10 protein-coding genes are annotated in these 17,455 nt (G+C 63.5%); all 10 read right to left on the bottom strand.

Annotated elements, in window-relative coordinates:
• Nucleotides 1–59: 59 nt before the first annotated feature.
• The 10 genes from BUS42_RS10680 to BUS42_RS10635 all read right to left on the bottom strand — a co-directional run bounded on the left by BUS42_RS10680 (nucleotide 60) and on the right by BUS42_RS10635 (nucleotide 16,794).
• Nucleotides 60–866 (bottom strand): hypothetical protein, encoded by an 807-nt coding sequence (locus tag BUS42_RS10680; RefSeq protein ID WP_074306898.1) that lies wholly within the window; start codon nucleotides 864–866, stop codon nucleotides 60–62.
• 691 nt (nucleotides 867–1,557) lie between these two features.
• Complete coding sequence (locus BUS42_RS10675) at nucleotides 1,558–3,345, bottom strand: patatin-like phospholipase family protein (protein WP_159452197.1); 1,788 nt, start codon at nucleotides 3,343–3,345, stop codon at nucleotides 1,558–1,560.
• A 67-nt stretch (nucleotides 3,346–3,412) separates the two neighbouring features.
• Entirely contained in the window at nucleotides 3,413–4,477 is a 1,065-nt protein-coding gene (locus BUS42_RS10670) for a lipoprotein N-acyltransferase Lnb domain-containing protein (RefSeq protein ID WP_143206286.1), read from the bottom strand.
• Nucleotides 4,478–5,045: 568 nt separating this feature from the next.
• Nucleotides 5,046–8,246 carry an efflux RND transporter permease subunit gene (locus BUS42_RS10665; RefSeq protein WP_083670131.1) on the bottom strand — a complete coding sequence of 1,067 codons (3,201 nt, stop codon included), beginning with the start codon at nucleotides 8,244–8,246 and terminating at the stop codon, nucleotides 5,046–5,048.
• An 83-nt stretch (nucleotides 8,247–8,329) separates the two neighbouring features.
• Entirely contained in the window at nucleotides 8,330–9,748 is a 1,419-nt protein-coding gene (locus BUS42_RS10660) for an efflux RND transporter periplasmic adaptor subunit (protein ID WP_074306895.1), read from the bottom strand.
• Between the two features lie 234 nt (nucleotides 9,749–9,982).
• Nucleotides 9,983–10,591: a hypothetical protein gene (locus BUS42_RS43580; RefSeq protein WP_074306894.1), complete on the bottom strand. Its 609-nt coding sequence runs from the start codon at nucleotides 10,589–10,591 to the stop codon at nucleotides 9,983–9,985.
• Nucleotides 10,592–10,704: 113 nt separating this feature from the next.
• A complete protein-coding gene (locus tag BUS42_RS10650) occupies nucleotides 10,705–13,224 on the bottom strand; it encodes a glycogen/starch/alpha-glucan phosphorylase (protein ID WP_216821024.1) in 2,520 nt (839 codons plus the stop codon).
• 207 nt (nucleotides 13,225–13,431) lie between these two features.
• Complete coding sequence (glgX, locus tag BUS42_RS10645; RefSeq protein WP_074306893.1) at nucleotides 13,432–15,555, bottom strand: glycogen debranching protein GlgX; 2,124 nt, start codon at nucleotides 15,553–15,555, stop codon at nucleotides 13,432–13,434.
• A 66-nt stretch (nucleotides 15,556–15,621) separates the two neighbouring features.
• Nucleotides 15,622–15,930, bottom strand: coding sequence for a histidine phosphatase family protein (locus BUS42_RS10640; protein ID WP_083670130.1), 309 nt, complete (start codon nucleotides 15,928–15,930; stop codon nucleotides 15,622–15,624).
• Nucleotides 15,931–16,104: 174 nt separating this feature from the next.
• A complete protein-coding gene (locus tag BUS42_RS10635) occupies nucleotides 16,105–16,794 on the bottom strand; it encodes a hypothetical protein (RefSeq protein WP_143206283.1) in 690 nt (229 codons plus the stop codon).
• Nucleotides 16,795–17,455 lie beyond the last annotated feature (661 nt).

The following is a 17,455-nucleotide window of genomic DNA, read 5'->3' as shown; positions in this document are numbered from 1 at the left end:
TCCCTGCTGCCCGGGTGCCTCGGGCCGAACGGGCGCAGTGGGTGGTGCCCACCCTCCGACTACTTCTTCGCTGCGAAATCGTCCCCGATGCGAACCGTTTGGCAGATCTGGCGGATCGTTTCTTTGTAGTAATCTTCGATCCGGGAATCGATGATGAATGCGGCCCCGACGATTTGCCCTGAGCCGGCATCCATGACCCCGACCGCGAACACCACATCGACGCCAGCCTTCTTCCCTTTTGCTGTGCCGGTGACCACGAGGGCACCCCGTTTCGTCTCGGTCTGTTCGTCGTACTTGATGTCTTGAAGGTATCGAAGGAGCCCTTGCTTGACCTTGTTGATCCCTGCTGGTTTGTCCGCGACCCCGTCCAGGGTGGCGATCATCGCATAAGCCTGTCCGTCCGCACTAACGCCGGAGATATAGTTGGTTCCCGTGACCTGCTTCCAATCGGAAGGGAGCGTGACCGCGACGACGGGCTTTCCATTCTTCTGAACGACAGCCTCTCCCCTGGGAGCGGTTGCCGCCGGCGGGACCGTTGCCGTCGGGGGTGCCGTTGCCGCCGGCGGGGCCGTGCCCAGAACCGCCGGGGGTGCTTGATTGAAATCCGAGCGGGGGGCGCTCTGGTATGCCGCAGTGGCCTGGTATTGGGCGCGTGCCTGGGCCTCCTGGCCAACGGATCGGGCCGCGCCCGTCACGACACCAATCTTGGCACCGGTTGCCGCTCCGGACTCCCCACCCACGAGTCCGCCGACCACCGCTCCGCGCGCGCCGGTACGGACCGCACCACCCCCACGTTGGGCCGTGGCGTCGCGGGCCAGCGTCAGGAGAGCCAGCGCAGCCACTCCCAGAACCTTGAACTTGGTCATTGTTCTTTCTCCTGCATCGCATGTTTCCCGGGGGCTGACGAGTCCGGTACTGCACCAAGCTCACCTGGGTGTCGCCCTCCGGGGCGTCCGAGCACTCAGACGTCATCGACAACCGACACGGGCAGTCGTGGTCCCCCGCAGGAGGCCGGGGCCTTCACCCCGAATCGGAACGGCGTCCGATCGCTACTCCCGCCAACTGGTATGACTCTTGATATGTCACCGCAACAATCGCTGGAGCACATCCTGACCGGATTGCCCTGTGGGCCGCCTGGACCTTCACCACGCGACCATCGTACTCCGTTACCGATTTCATGCATCCAATAATATGCAATAAAAATCTCTATGGAATTCTTGGTTTTTCCGCGAGAAAGACTTGAGAAAATAGGCGCCTTACGATTGCCGGAAATCGTCCGAATTGCCCTTCGCGATATGACAGTTGGATCTGGGTCCAGTCGGGGTCCCGACCGACGGCGGAATGGCTCGCCCCAGACGTGCAGGATCACCCCTTGATCTTTCAGTGAATGAGTTGCGCAGTTCAAATCCGGTTGCCATGATCTCTGCCCGCTGAAAGGATGGATCGAGTCCACATCGCGGTCCCGCCGGGCGACCTGTCCAGGCACCGTGACGCCGGTGGCCTAGGTCGTTTGGAGTTCGTTACTTCCGGCACTGATGTTCGGCCGGGCACTGCCGGTCACGCCGGCGCGGACTCATGTGCGTCAGAGGTTGGCCTGAATAGTTGAGGATCGAGCCGATTCAATAGCCGATGGATCTTCGGGACTTGTTCGAGCGCGGCTGCCTCGCCGATCACGGCGAGTTCCTTTGCCCTCATGAACTCCGAGGCGTCGATGCCCGTCACGTCCGGCTCGATCACCACATCCGCCGGTTGAACGCCGAAAGCGTTCAGGTTGTAATTCTGAACGAGCAGGCTGCGCAGGATTGTTGGTACGATGCCCGGGTTTTTCCTGGACAGAGTTGGTTTCTCAGGTTTGATGTTGCAGAAGCTCGACTCGAGCTTTGCCGTCACGCTGACGGCGATTACGAAATTACAACCCATCGATACGAGTACATTCGCTGGGATGTTGTTGACCAGCCCGCCGTCGATCAGTGCCTGGCCGTTGCGGACGATCGGCGCGGAGAGCACGGGCAAGTTGATGCTCTCGAGGATCGCATGAACGGCATCGCCGCGTTCGCGCACGACCGAGTTGCCGCTCACCAGGTCGACGGTGACGGAAAGACAAGGGACGGCCAGTTGCTCGAGCTTCCAGTCATGCAGGTACTTGCGCAGCATCGAGTCGAATGTTCCGCGGCGATACTTGTACAGGAGGTGCCAGTAGCTGCCTTGCGGCAGGTGGCGAAAAATCCAGGAGGGGCGAAGGTCGGTGGCGAACGCATCGGCGTTGTAGTCGGGATCCAGGCCGGCGGAGTACAGGATGCCGGTCATGGCGCCGGCGCTGGTGCCGGCGATCATGTCGACGACGACGCCGCTGCGCTCGAGGGCCTTGAGCACGCCGAGGTGCGACAAGCCTCGGGCGGCCCCGCCGCCGAGAGCCACGCCCACGCGCACGCCGCGGAGGTCGTGTACCAGTCGCTCCAGCCCGTTCGCCAGCGACCGGCCCGAGGGCAATTTTGGCGGCGTTTCGTAGATTTTGAAATCGCGGGAGGCAAGCTCGGGGAGGTTCGGAACGGCGGAGACCACGGAACTGTCGCCCCCAAGCAACCAGGCGATAGAGATCTTGTCACGCCAGCCCCGGGCCGTCACGTCAATCGCCTGCAGGCGGCGGATTGCGGCATCTGCCGCTTCTGCAGGGATGAAATAGACGGCGCGGTCGACGAGTTCCATTAGCTGCGCCGCCCGTTCCGGCGTCAGGTAGGTATGGACGTCGAAAACGATTCGATTGGTGTCCTGCCAGCCAGTGACCTGCTCCCGAATTTCCTGGGCTGTGAGATCTCGGCCGTCCTCTCGGAGCGACCGAAACCGCACATTTGGCGAATCCGACCGCCGGTCCGAATCGCTCAAGACACCGAGTTGCTCACCGACATCGCCCAGACGCTTGATGAGTCGTTCGGCCGCCGGGCGCGTCGCGGGAGAATGGTGAATTAGCGCCAGCATTGTCGTCGACCGCTTGGGAGCGGAGCCGAGGAAGATTTTTCGCAGGCTTCCTGCGTAGGTCTTTAGCCACAAACGGCGCAGTTCCGGCCTGGCGAATGTCAGTTCGAGCGCTTCTTCGTAGTCCAACCTGAGGATCGTCGTGGGCTCGAGCGCGACGACGCGGATCGGCACAGGTTCGTTTAATGCGCCGACCATGAGACCGAACTGTTCGCCTCGCTCAATCATGCGAAACAGCGACTCCGTTCCGCTGGTGCTGACCCGGACGGCCTTGAGCCGCCCGCGCAGCACGAAGCCCACCGTGGTGAGCACGACGTCCGCCTCGTGGACGACGCTCCCCGCTGGATAATGCGCGATCCGTCCGAGCCGCACGACTTCCTCGAGGGTCTCTTCGGACGCACCCTGAAAGTACTCGTGAACCTTCAGTAACGCGATGACCTCATCGTTCATGGCGGCGCCTTTCGAGTTCGCGGCGGATATGATCCCCAAATCCCGCCTGGGGGGCTGCGTTCGCAGTGTCGTTAAGGTAGGCGAGCCGGCGGAGTTCCTCGAAGGGTAGAGTCCGGTCCAAGCGACCGTCCTGATAGAGGGCCCGATCCAAGCGGGCGTTGGCAATGACGCGCCAGTCCCAGCGGGCCTTTCTGCTGGGAAGCTTGTAGAAGGACGTGGTGCAATTCGCGAATACCACGTGGTACCAACGAGGGCTCTCGTACAATTGGTTGATTGTATTCACGTAGTCGAGAAACAGTTTTGTGAGTTCCTCAACGCTCGAGTTGATGCGGTAGAGGTACGCCCATTGACCTTGGCTATATTTCGTGCGCCGTAGAATGACGTCGCGCTCGTCCGCGGCGACGAAGATCAGTTCCTGCTGTCGATACAGACCGCGAACGATCGAGTATTTCTGCCCCTTCGTGATTCTTGCCTCGATCGACATGCAGATGCGGCCATCAGGTCCCAAGTCGAAGACCAGGGCAGGATGGCCCATTAACCCCTTTCCCCACTTGAAGAAAATGATGTCCAATCCCTGCATGTTCGAAAGATGACATGTGCGGGCTTCATAATTTGGAGTGAAATCGTCCAGCGAACGGTATTCAAGATTGCGGACGTTTTCGATCGTTACCGCATCTCCGGAGATGATAGCCCGCGGCAGCACGGCCGCGCTAGGGTCCCAGTCGCGGTCGGTGCTCGGTTTCTGCCGGTACCACCAGGCGAGGAAAAGCGACTCCACCCCGAGCAAGGCAACAATCGGCTGCCAGAGCGGCCGCCAGACCACGAACATCGCGATCACGCCAATGGCCCAGGCCAGCGCGACCCAACGGCCCCACCTGGCTCCGCCACACACGTTGAAGTAAATCGCGCCGACCATCCAAACGGCAACCAGGCCACATGTCAGCAGCGATGCTCCCGTGATGATTCCCAGTATGGCGCCCATAAACGCTTTCTCGTCGGGTTGACGCAGCGCATTGCGAGAGCGGGATGATGCACCAGAGAGAGCCGGCTTCAAGACTGGCCTTCACGCAGTTTACCGGCATGGGCTTTTCGGAGCATGGGTCGTCTCGTGCTTGAGGTGGATCGGCCGTCTGTGTGCGGCGTCGAGCTACAACTCATCGTACATCGCGTCTGGATGGGAGTCATGTGGAGTTCGAGGAAGTCAGAGACTGAAGTTGCGTCCGTGGCGATCGTCGAGTGCTGCGGTTGGAGGCGATCCGGACTACCACCGTGAGCCAGTTTATTACCGAACCGTCCATCGCTCCCTCATCAGGCACGATGGCGCCACCGGCTCACATGGAAACGGGCCGTCGAACCAAGCACGGCGTCCGCGGTCGCCGTGCCGCCTTGATCGAAATTAGTGATGTCCAGCCCGCGGATTAGGTCGCCAACGTCGGAGGGAGTCAGGTCGGACGCGCCCGAACTCGTGGCGTCCCCGTCCAACCGATTGACCTCTCGGAGTTCACCCGCGCCGATGAAATGGCTGTCATCGGAGAACAGGCGACGAACGAGTCGGTCTATTGACTCAAAGGGATGCTCTTATAACTCGACACGAAATTGTTTGCGTCAAATCCCATGCAAACTTAGCCTTCCTCCACCACGGTGGCGACGGATTCGGCGGGGATCGTTCTGGGGGTGTGTCCATTCCCATCGGGTGGCGTGGGCGGTGTCGACTGGTCCGCGTGACTCCGGGAACCACGCAGTCGCTCGCCCAGGACGTAATAGATCGGGATGACGAATCGTCCGAGGACTGTGCTGATCGCGATGCCGAAGGCGATCGCCACGCCCAGCGAGTTGCGGCTGTAAGCCCCCGCGCCGGTGGCCCGGGCCATCGGCAGGACGCCGAAGACGAACGCGAACGAGGTCATCAGGATCGGCCGGAGCCGTTGGCGAGACGCCTCCTTGGCCGAGTCGATGATGCTCAGCCCGTGCTTCTCCATCAGCTCGACGCCGAACTCGACGATCAAGATCGCGTTCTTGGTCTCAAGGCCGATCAGCATCACGAGGCCGATCTGGCCGAAGACGTCGAGCGGCATGTCGTAGAGCCAGAGCCCGATCATCGCCCCGAAGGTCGCCAGGGGGACCGTCAGGATAATGACCAGCGGCCGAATCCAGCTCTCGTAGAGGGCTGCCATGAAGAGGAAGACGCAGACGATCGACAGGGCGAAGATGTAGATCGCCAGGTTTCCGGTCTTCTGTTCCTGGTACGTCGTGCCGGTCCACTCGTAGCCGAAGCCTTCGGGCAAGACCTCGGCGGCCACCTCATGCATCGCGGTGATCGCCTGGCCCGAGCTGAACCCCGCGGCGGGCTGACCGGTGATCCGTGCGGCGTTGTACATGTTGTAGTGCGGCGTATCGATCGGTCCGAGTGCGTACTTGACCTCGCCCAGGGCGCTAAGCGGCACCTTGTCTCCCTTGCGGTTGAGGACGTACAGGCGGGTGACGTCCTCGGGCCGTTGGCGATCGCGGCTCTCGGCCTGGACCATGACCTTCCAGGTCTTGCCGAAGAGGTTGAAATCGTTGACGTAGTAGGACCCCAGGTTGGTCTGGAGGACGCTGAAGATATCGGAGACGGAGACGTCGAGGCGACGGGCCTTGATCCGATCGACGTCGAACCGGAGTTGCGGCACCTTCGCCGAGAAGGTCGTGAAGATTCCGGCGAGCTCGGGGCGGGCCCGGGCCGTGTCCAGGAACCGATCGGCGACGGTCGCCAGCGCCTCGACCCCCTTGCCTTCGCGGTCCTCGATCATGAAGTCGAAGCCGCCGGTGGAGCTCAGGCCCTGGATCGGCGGGGGCTGGAGGATCACCACGCTCGCCTCGCGGATCTGCTCTGACATCTTTCGTTGGAGTTCTCTCGCCAGGGCGACGGCCCGCAACTCCGGAGCGGTCCGATGGTGCCATTCCTCGAGGATGACGAACGCCGTGGCGGTGTTGGTCTGGTTGATCGCGTTGATGGCGTTGTAGCCGTCGAGGATCAGCACGTCCCGGACGCCGTGGAGTTCTCCGGCGATCTGGCTGGCGCGTTGGGCGGCTCGGCTGGTGGGTTCCCGGGTGGTGCCATCGGGCGTCTGCACGACGACGATCAGGTAGCCCTGGTCCTCGGTCGGGATGAACGCCTTGGGACGCTCGTAGATCATCCAGCCGGTCAGGGCCAGGAGGCCGAGCGAGGGTAGGACGATCGCCCACCAGTGACGGGCCCCGAAGTCGAGGAACGAGTCGTAGGAATCCTCCACCCACTTCAGGCCGCGGTTGAACCAACGGAACGGTGGGAACTTCGTCTCGCCGTGCTTGGGCCGCAGGACCAACCGGGCGATCGCCGGGGTGAAGGTCAGGGAATTGAACGCCGAGAAGAGGAACGAGAAGACGATTGTCATGGCGAACTGGTTGTAGAGCCGGCCCGTGAGGCCAGGGATGAACGCCACCGGCACGAACACGGCCGCCAGGACCAGGCCGATCGTGACGATCGGCGCCGTGATCTCGGCCATCGCCGCTCGAGTCGCCTCGAGCGGTGCCATCCCCCGCTCGAGGAATTTCTCGATGTTCTCGACGACGATGATCGCGTCGTCGACGACCAGGCCGATCGCCAGGACCAGGCCGCACATCGTCAGGGTGTTGATCGAGAACCCGAACGCGGCCATCATCGCGAACGTGGCGACGAGCGAAACGGGGATCGCGATCATGGGGATGGCCGTGGCGCGGAAGCCCTGCAAGAACACGAATACGACGATGAGCACCAGCAGGAACGCCTCCAGGAGCGTGTGCCAGACCTCGGTGATGTTCTCGCGGACGTAGAGGGTCGTGTCGTAGGCGATCCGGTATTCCAGGCCCTCCGGGAAGTTCCGGGCCACGCGGTCCATCTCCTGCCGCACCTGTTTGACGATCTCCAGGGCATTGGCGTCGGCGAGCTGGTAGATCGGGACCGTGCCGGCGGGCTTGCCGTTGAGCCAGCCGGCCGTCTCGTAGTTCTCCGAGTCGAGTTGGACGCGGGCGATGTCAGAGAGGTAGATGATCGAGCCGTCGTCGTTGCGGCGGACGACGATCTTCTCGAACTCATCGACCTTCGACAGCCGCCCCTTGGACGTGATCGGGTACTCGAACCGCTGGCCCGGCATGGCCGGCGAGGCGCCGATCTTGCCGGAGGCCGCCTGCTTGTTCTCCTGCTGGATCGCCTGGATGACCTCGGCGGGTGAGATCCGCTGGTTGGCCATGCGGTCCGGATCGAGCCAGATCCTCATCGCGTACTTGCGACCGAAGGGGTTCACGTCGCTGACGCCCGGGATCCGCTTGAGCGCGTCGACGACGTTGATCTGCGCGTAGTTGTCAAGGAAAGTCGCGTCGTACCGGCTGTCGGGCGAGACGAGGTTGACGACGCAGACCATGCTGGTCGAGGTCTTCTTGATCGTGACCCCGTACTGCTTGACCTCGGGGGGGAGGCTCGTCTGGGCCGTGGCTACCTTGTTCTGGATGTCGACGGCGGCGATGTCCTGGTCGTAGCCGACGTCGAAGGTGGCGATGATGTTGGCGAGACCGTTGGAGGTGCTGTCCGAGCTGAAGTAGATCTGGCCCTTGACGCCGTTGATCTGCTGCTCGATCGAGGTCGTGACGGTGTCGGCGACGGTCTGGGCGTCGGCCCCAGTATAGGTGGTCGTCACCTGGACCTGCGGCGGGACGACGTCGGGGTAGAGCGAGATCGGTAGGATAAAGATGCAGATGCCGCCGACGAGCAGCATCAGCAGGGCCAGGACCGAGGCGAAGATGGGGCGGCCGATGAAGAAGTTGACCATGGTGAGACTCGCTCTTGGATTCCCGGTTCGGGTCGATGGAGGATGCCGAGTCGGGGCGCGGCCCGGCCCGGTCGGCTCATGGATCAAGGCTTCGACTTCGCCTCGTCGGACGGGCGGTCTTCGCGCGGTCCCGCTTGACCGCCCGCTCCGGCAGTCTTCTCCACGACTGGCGACGCCGGCGCGGCTTTGGGGCCGGTTTCGGTCGTGGGAGAAGCTGGTACGGTCTTGACGTTCATCCCGCTGCGGACCAATGTCAGCCCCTCGACGACCACCGGCTGACCGGGTTGCAGGCCTGACTCGATGACGCGGAGCCCCTCGTGGACGAAGGTCGCGCGGACGGGAACAACCTTCACCTTGCCCTGTTCGTCGACCGTGTAAACCGTCGGGCCCGCCTGGGTCTCAACCACGGCCTGCTCGGGGACGACGATCGCATCTCGGGCCTCGCCGACCTTGGCGTGGGCTTTCACATACTCTCCGGGCAGGATTGTCTTCGCCGCGTTGGCGACCTCCGCCTGGATCAAGAAGGTGGAAGTCGTGGGATTGATCGCGTTATCGACGACCGTCGCCTTGCCGGGGAACCGGCGGGCCTCTTCTCCCTCGAGACCGGGCCGGAAGACCTCGACGTCGAGCCCCTGGTTGATCAGCCGCATCACCCGGTCGAGGTAGCGGGAGGCGACCGGGATGTCGACGCCCATCGGGTCGAGTTGCCGGACCACCGCCAGCTCGGTGTAATCGCCGCCGCCTCCGCTCGACGCGGGGCCGACGAGGTTGCCGAGCTTGACCTGGGCCAGGCCGATCCGGCCGTCAATCGGCGAGGACATCCGGCAATAGCTCAATTCGATCTCGGAATCGTGGACCCTGGCCTTTTCCCCGGCGACTTCGGCCTGGGCGGACAGGATGTTCGTCTCATGGTCGGCTTTGGCCTGCTCCAGGCTGGCCCGATCGGCTTCGACCTGGGCCGCGCTCCTCTTGCGAAGCGCCTGCTTTCGCTGGACGTCCTCGACCGCGGTGGCGTTCCGCTTCAGCAGCAACTGCTCGCGCCGCTCCTCGACCTCGGCGAGTTCGAGTGATGCCTGGTCGAGTGCGAGTTGTGCCGTTGCGACCTCCCGCGCCTTGGAATCTCGCGCCTTCTTGAGGCTGGACTCGGCCGCTTCCAGCTTGGCCTGGGCCTCCTCCAGCCTGGCCTTGAAGGGCTCCTCATCAATGACGAACAGGAGCTGACCGGCCTTGACGTCGCCCCCTTCCTCGAATTGGATCTCCTTGAGGAACCCGCGTACCCGGGCCCGGACGGAGACCTCTTGCAGGGCCCGCGTCGTCCCGATCGGCTCGGCCATGATCGGGACGGTCATCCGGCGGGCTTCGACGACGGAGACCACCGGGGGCGGTGGCGTTCGTGCCGCCTCGACTTTGGGGGAGCACCCCGGTATCGCGACCGATGCAAGGGCGATCCCCAGAGCGAGCCCTCCGAGCCCCCTCGACTTACTCAGCCTTCGCCAAGTCATGATTCTTCCTCCAAGGAGAAGGTCGAGGCGGGCGGCACCGCCCGACGTTTGGATCCGTCTCGCCGTGTTCCGAACGCGCCCGAGCCCGGTTGTTGCCCCCCGAAAGGCTTCCCGGGAGGTGCTTTTCAGCGATAGGGAGCTCGCCAAATGTGAAATAGAATAGGGGGCCGTCGTCAAGCAATCAAACGGGTCGGTCCTAAAATCCTCCGGACGTGGAAGTCCGGTCGCACATCGTCAGAGCGGGCCGAGTGGGCCGCGGGGAGAGGGATCGATTGGGTCTCCCGCCTCCGGGTAACGGCCGAGCTTGAGGCGAAGCAGTTCGTCGTAATCGTGCAGGGCCGCGGCCGTGAAATCCTCGTTGTTCAGGCCGACGGCTTGGTACGCCGCCACGGCTGCGGCGAAGGCGTTGCGCGCGGCGAGGTCGGCCGTGACCAGGGCGAGACCACCGAGGGATTTCCGTGCCTCGGTCGTCTTGAGTTCCCGAGGCTCGCCTTGCTCGGCTTCGCGAGATTCGGTCAGGTGCCAGGCGGAGGCGGCCGCGTGGGCTGCCTCCGAGGCGGCCGCCGCGGCCTTTTCCGCGCGGAGGGGCATGCCCGCCACAAGACGGCTTGCGTCGAGCGCCTCGCCCACCGAATCCGAGCACGGCGTGGTCGAGCCGCTCGCGAACCCCTCGGCCATGTGGAGGGCGGCCTCGACGTCCTCCCGAAGCCTTTCCCTCCCGGGATGGCCATCGGGGAGTTCGGAGAGGGCCTGGACCCTGCGTGCGCAGCGGGCCGAGAACGCAACGATCGCACGGAGCGGGAGTTGCTTGAGGTGCTCAGATTGGAAATCCTGCTTGTTCATGGAAGCCTCAATGGGTCAGAGGGTCCAACACTCCAATGGAGCCTGACCGCCGCGGTTCGGTTGGCTCGGGGCGGAAGGGACTTAGCCTCCTCGTCGGCGAGTCGCGTCGGCGGTCAGTCGATGGGACAAGGCTTGGCGCCCCAGACGTCGGAGGCGTACTCGCGGATCGTCCGATCGCTCGAGAACTTCCCGGACCGGGCGACGTTCAGGATGGCCTTGCGTCCCCACCCGTCGCGATCCGCATAGAGGTCGGAGACCTGCGATTGCGTCGCCGTGTAGGACCCCAGGTCGGCCAGGTGCATGTAGTAATCTCCGTGCGTGAGTAGGGCATTCCGAATCGGTTCGTAGAGCCCAGGCTCACGGCGGTTGAAATGGCCCGAAAAGATCAAATCGAGGGCCTGGCGGGTCTCGTCCTCCTGCTCGTAGTGCCAGCGCGGGTCATACCAGCCCCGCGAGCTTGCGACCTGGTCGGCGGTAAGGCCGAACAGGAAGACGTTCTCCTCGCCGGCCTCCTCGGCGATCTCGATCGTGGCGCCGTCGCGGGTGCCGACGGTCAGGGCTCCGTTCATCATGAACTTCATGTTGCTCGTGCCGCTGGCCTCGTAGCCCGCGGTCGAGATCTGCTCGGAGACGTCACTTGCCGGGATCAGCCGCTCGGCGAGGGTGACGGAATAATTCGGCAGGTACTCGACCCGGAGCCTGCCCCGAACCTCCGGGTCGTGATTGACCACGGATCCAACATCGTTGATGAGCTTGATGATGAGCTTGGCGAGCCGGTAGGCCGGGGCCGCCTTGCCCGCGAAGAGGTACGTGCGGTGCGGAAGATCCAGACCTGGGTTCGCACGCATGCGGTTGTAGCTCACCACAATCTGGAGGACGTTGAGCAGTTGCCGCTTGTACTCATGGATGCGCTTGATCTGCGTATCGAAGATCGAGTCGGGGTCGAGCGCGACACCCTCCCTGGCCTTGATCCAGTCGACGAACCGCAGCTTGGCCGCTCGCTTGGCGGCCAGAAACGCCTCGCGGAATGCCGGGTCGTCGGCCATCGGTTCGGCCTGCTTCAGCGTCGAGAGGTCTGTGACCCAAGCTTCGCCGACCGCCTCGGTCAGCAACCCCGCCAGGTCCGGGTTGGCGAGCAGCAGCCAGCGGCGGGGGGTGACGCCATTGGTCTTGTTGCTGAACCGTTCGGGGAACATCGCCGCGAAATCGGCCACGGTCGTGGTCCTGAGGAGTTCCGAATGGATCGCCGCGACCCCGTTCGTGCTGTGGGTCCCGACGATCGCCAGGTTCGCCATCCGGACCTGGCGTGCCTGTGTTTCCTCGATCAGGCTCATCCGGGCGGCTTTCGCCGCGTCGCCGGGATAATTTGCCCGGACCGCGTCCAGGAACCGGCGGTTGATCTCGTAGATGATCTCCAGTTGCCGGGGGAGGAGCGCCTCGAACAACTCGACCGGCCACTTCTCGAGGGCCTCCGGCAGCAGCGTATGGTTGGTGTACGCCAGGGTCCGGACCGTGAGGTCCCACGCCTCGTCCCACCCGAGCTTGGCCTGCTCGAGGAGGATCCGCATCAATTCGGCCACGGCCATCGCCGGGTGGGTGTCATTGAGCTGGACGGCGACCTTGTCCGCCAGCGCCGACCAGTCGTTGCCGCGGCGGAGGAACCGGGAAACGATGTCAGCCAGCGAGCAGGCGACGAGGAAGTACTCCTGGACGAATCGAAGCGAGCGTCCCCGGGGCGTCGAGTCGTCCGGGTACAGGACGCGGCTGACCGTCTCGGAGAGGGTCCGGTCCGACACCGCGCCGAAGAAGTCGCCGCCGCTGAATTCGCCGAAGTCGAAGACGTCCGGGGTCGAGGCTTGCCACAAGCGAAGGGTGTTGATCGTCCGCCCGCTGTAACCGACCACCGGCCGGTCGTAGGGAACACCGAGCAGTTGGGACGTCTGTCCGCGATGCACCGAGATCTGGCCCGCATGAACCTCGAACCGAGAGCCGAGCGGAACGGACACCGTCTCATTGGGGCGCGCGACCTCCCACGGGTCGGGATGGGCCAGCCAATGGTCGGGGTGTTCGACCTGGAAGCCGTCGCGGATCTCCTGGCGAAAGATCCCGTAATCGTAACGGAGGCCATATCCCACGGCCGGGATCGCCAGCGTGGCCAGCGATTCGATAAAGCACGCCGCGAGTCGACCGAGTCCGCCGTTGCCGAGGCCGGCGTCCGGCTCTTGCTCGATCAGCTCGGCGAGCCGCAGCCCCTTGTCCCGGGCGGCGGCGTCGACCAGGGGCGACAACATCAGGTTCGTGATGTTGTTCGCCAGCGACCGGCCGATCAGGAACTCCATCGAGAGGTAGTAGACTTGCTTGGGGTTGGCCCGGTCGTACTCCCGCTGGGTTCGGACCCAGCGCTGGGAGAGCACGTCGCGGATCGCGAGGGCGACGGCCTCAAACTGGTCTCGGGGCCCGGCCTCCCCGGGGTCGACGACGTGATCGAAGACCAGCCGTCGTTCGTACAGGGCGTCGTTCGTGCCACTGAACGGTACGGGTCCACACCCGTATCGGGCGATGAGTTCATTGAGGAGGTTGCCGTCGGGGCCGATGGCTCGAGGGTTCCGGGACGAGGCGGTGAGTCGGGTCACGATCTAGCCTCCTGGTTTGCTTTCCCACGGCCGTGGTGCTCGCGAATGATCTCGAGGATTTCGGGCCCGATCCGACAACAGATCGGGATGGCGATGTCCTCGGGACTCGCCAGCGGGATACCTGAGAGACGCATTGATATGCTTATTTGTCGAATCAGCCTCGCTACGTTCCCCGGGGCAAACGCCTCTTTCCGCGAGCGGACGGTCTTAATGCCATGACGAATTTTCGCCAGTGCTGGCGAGCGAGTAGAGCATCGCGACCGAGCGAGCGGTAACGCGATATGAGCCACTCGGGATTGCGGATGCTTCCAGCCACGGCACGATGTCGTGCGGTGAGTCGAGGCCGGTGTCGATCCATCGTCGCCAAGGGAGACCGTCACCCAGGTTCGGCAACTCGAATTCGAGCGGCTCCCAGTACGCGTTCAGGATCAGATGGAAATGCAGCCCCTCGCTGCGGAGCTCCGCGCCCAGGGCAACACTGTGCGAACTGTCCCCCCAATCCGGCGCGTACTGCTTCACACCGTGCCAGGCTTTATTGGCCTCTTTCAAGAATGTGTTCAGGCTCACGCGTCGACGCTCATGCTCGACCTCACGCAACAATCGCCTTGCGGTGAGCAAACTCACGAAGCGGTGGACATCGGCGTGCTTCGCTAGAAGGGTCCAGTCGAACCAGTTGGTCTCATCGTCGAGGCAATAGGCGTTGTTGTTCCCCTGCTGGGTGCGTCGGACCTCGTCTCCCATAGGGATCATGGGCACGCCCAGCGACAACATCGTGACCGTGAGAAAATTCTTGACCTGGCGGTTGCGCAGGGCCTCGACGGCAGGATCGTCGGTCGGGCCCTCGACGCCGCAGTTCCAGCTCCGGTTGTCGTCGGCGCCGTCCCGGTTGTCCTCGCCGTTTGCCTCGTTGTGCTTGTGGCTATAGGAGACAAGGTCGTTGAGTGTGAAGCCGTCGTGGCACGTCGTGAAATTGACGCTCTGCTCGGCCTCGCGACCTTTGTGGCCGTAAATTTCGGGGCTCCCAACCAGCCGGTCCGCCAGGTGCCGCACCGCTCCCGGTTCCCCGCGGAAGAAGTCGCGGACGTCGTCGCGAAATCGGCCGTTCCACTCCTTCCAGGCGTCGCCGACGAAGCTCCCGACCTGGTAGAGCCCGGCCGCATCCCAGGCCTCGGCGATGAGCTTCGTGCCGGCCAGGGCCGGCTCCGACTCGATATCCCAGAGGACCGGCGGATTCGGCAGCGGCTGCCCCGCCGAGTCGCGGGCCAGGATCGACGCGAGGTCGAACCGGAAGCCGTCCACATGCATTTCCTCGACCCAGTAGCGCAGGCTGTCCACGATCATGCGGCGGACGATTGGGTGATTCCCGTTCAGCGTGTTGCCGCAGCCGGTGTAGTCGGCGTATCGCGAGCCCCCCTCCGCAAGGATGTAGTAGGTTGGGTTGTCGATCCCCCGGAAGCTGAGCGTCGGCCCGATGCGATCCCCCTCGGCGGTATGATTGAAAACCACGTCGAGGATGACTTCGATGCCCGCCCGATGCAGGGCCTTCACCAGGTCGCGGAACTCATCCACCGGGCCAAGGGCATCGCGGCGCGAGCTATAAGCCGGATGCGGGGCGAAGAAGGAAACCGGCTGGTAACCCCAGTAGTTGACTAGCCCCGGGGGGCAGGCCTGGGCGTCGAACGCGAACACCGGGAGCAACTCGACGGCGGTGATCCCGAGTTCCCGGAGATAGGGGATCTTCTCGATCAGTCCGGCGTACGTGCCCCGGGTCTGCTCCCCGACCCCAGAGCTGGGATGGCGGGTGAATCCCCGGACGTGCATCTCGTAGATGATTGTACGCGCGGAGGGCCGGCTCAGCGGCAGGTCCCCCTCCCAGTCGTAGTGGCTCGGGTCGACGACCACACCCTTCATCGCCGTCGCGGCGTTTTCGCCCTCCCGTTTCGCGGCCTCGCGATCGTAGGTCGTCGGGATCACGACGCCCCGGGCGTACGGGTCGAGAAGGAGCTTTGCCGGATCGAACCGTAGCCCGCGAGCGGGGTCTGAAGGCCCGCCGACCCGATAGCCGTAGAGCTGGCCCGGTGACACGCCGGACACGAACACGTGCCAGTAGTGGTAGGTTCGGTTCGTTGCCGGGTCCAACCGGATCACACGGGACGGGGTGGTGTCGCCCTCCCGGTCGAAGAACACGAGTTCGACGGCGGTCGCGGTCCGCGAGAACAGGCTGAAGTTGGCTCCGCCCTCGACGATGGTGGCCCCCAGGGGGGAGCTTCGGCCGATGGTCACGGAGGTCCCGAGGGGGAGACCTTGCCTGATCTGCATGGCAACCGTCATGTGGACGCCGCTCCTCTCTTCGGAACGCCCCATTGTTTGGGACGCCAAGGCTGTGGTCGGCTCGACTCACTCCCGTGGTCGAGCGACCTGGTTCCAGGGGACGAGGATCGGCTCGTCCCGCGTCTCGTGCTCAAAGCCGATGACGCTCATGCTGGTGGTCTGACTGAAGAGGTACCGGCCTGCTCCTGGCGGTAGGCTGAGCCATCGGGCCGCGATCATCCGGATGAGGTGCCCGCTCGAGAACGCCGGTGCGTCCTCGTCGAGGGACCAAATCCGGGAGATGAACCGATTCACCCGGGCGGCGACGACCTCCGGCGATTCGCCGTCGGGGCGGCCTTCGCGATACCATTCCCAGCCGGGTTGCTGCTTGAGAATATCCCTGGACGCAACCGGAGAGAACGCGTTCGATCGAGTCGGCCGCCGTGAAGACCGCGAACTTCAGGCGGGATGAACCGCCGTTGATCGTCAAGATGTAAGGTCGTCGCAACCGACCGGCTTGGAGCGGGGCCGTCGTGGATCCGGGCGGGTCCGGCCGGACGCCTGTGTCACTCATGGGGTCAAGCCATGACGTTCCGCGAACTCGCGACGCGTTTCCTCGCTGATGAAGTAATAGGTCGTCCCGTCGTGGTCGAACGTGGCCGCGGCGTAATATTTCGGGAAGGTGATGCCGGCCACGGTGTCGGAGACCATCACCCGCGCCTGGTGCTGCTTCGTCGAACGCAACTCCAGTAAGACATTCGCGAACTCGATGATGCGGTCGTCGAGCCACTGGCCCACGACCGCTTCGTCGAACGCCTCGAGCGGCATGTCGAACTCGGAGTGTGAATTGAACCGGAAGAAGACCGGAACGATCTGGAGGTCGTAGGCGAGGCTGATCTGCCGCACGTCCGAGTCGTGAGTCAGTCTGAAGATGAGCTTGATGACCCCAGCCAGCTCGGACTTCACGTCGAGGGTGACCGATCGAGAGTAAGTCTGCTCGGTTTGGAACTGAGCGGGGATGACGTCGAACTTGAGTCGCTCTCTCAGCTGTTCCAGCTTTTCCCGAGCGATCGCGACGATCCGCTCGGCGATCGGGAGGAACTTCTGGAACCGGTCTCGGACTTCCAGACGCGCCGTCTCCGCCTCCGCCTGGAAGGCCTTGGCCTTCTCCTGGGCTTCCTCGACCACAGCATCAAGGCGGCTGGAGAGATCACCCGTTTCCGAGCGGTTGGCGCGGTCGTCTATAATGGATGCACTCATTTTTGTTGCTCCACCGGCGTCCATCCGGCCCGATCGACCTGCGATACAGTGGCGGCGAGCAGGAACGACAATCCTGTCAGGAGGGACGCCGAAAACGGTAACAGGTCATGAACGCCTCATTTCCCCGTTGGCGGGACGCCCATTCCGATAAGAAGGGACGCAGGCCAAGAATGTTTTGATGGCGATTTCGAGTCAGGGCGATTCAAGCCTCCAGGACTCGGTGGATGGGAGAGGTCATTGTATCAGTGGTGTCCAAAAAGGACGTCGCTCGTGCAATTGACGAGCACCACGGCTGTCACCCCGGAGGGAGGCTGAGCGTGCATGGGATGCACCGTTGAAACCAGCCTGACCCGGTTTGGCGCACCCTCCGAAGGGCGGAGCCAAAAATTTGATCTCAAATCGCAACGAGTTGCAGAGCGGTGCTGCCCTAGCCGAAAACGCGTTCCTGACGCGAGATCACGCTTCTTGTAAATCCATGGAATCCGTAAGGACTTAGATTGTCAATAGCCAAGCATCATGAATCCCGCGATATTTGATGATCAAGAAGAATGTTTTGGAATTCAATGCAATTCAAGCATGGCGGCTATGATCTGAAGGGCATGGCACGACCAGGTACGACCTGGAATCGTTCAAGAGCAGCCGCAGTGGCCGCCGTTCGTTC

The organism is Singulisphaera sp. GP187, assembly GCF_900129635.1.
Taxonomy (GTDB): domain Bacteria; phylum Planctomycetota; class Planctomycetia; order Isosphaerales; family Isosphaeraceae; genus Singulisphaera.
Note: the sequence above shows the minus strand (reverse complement) of the source record. Positions and strands in the feature narration are given on the sequence as shown.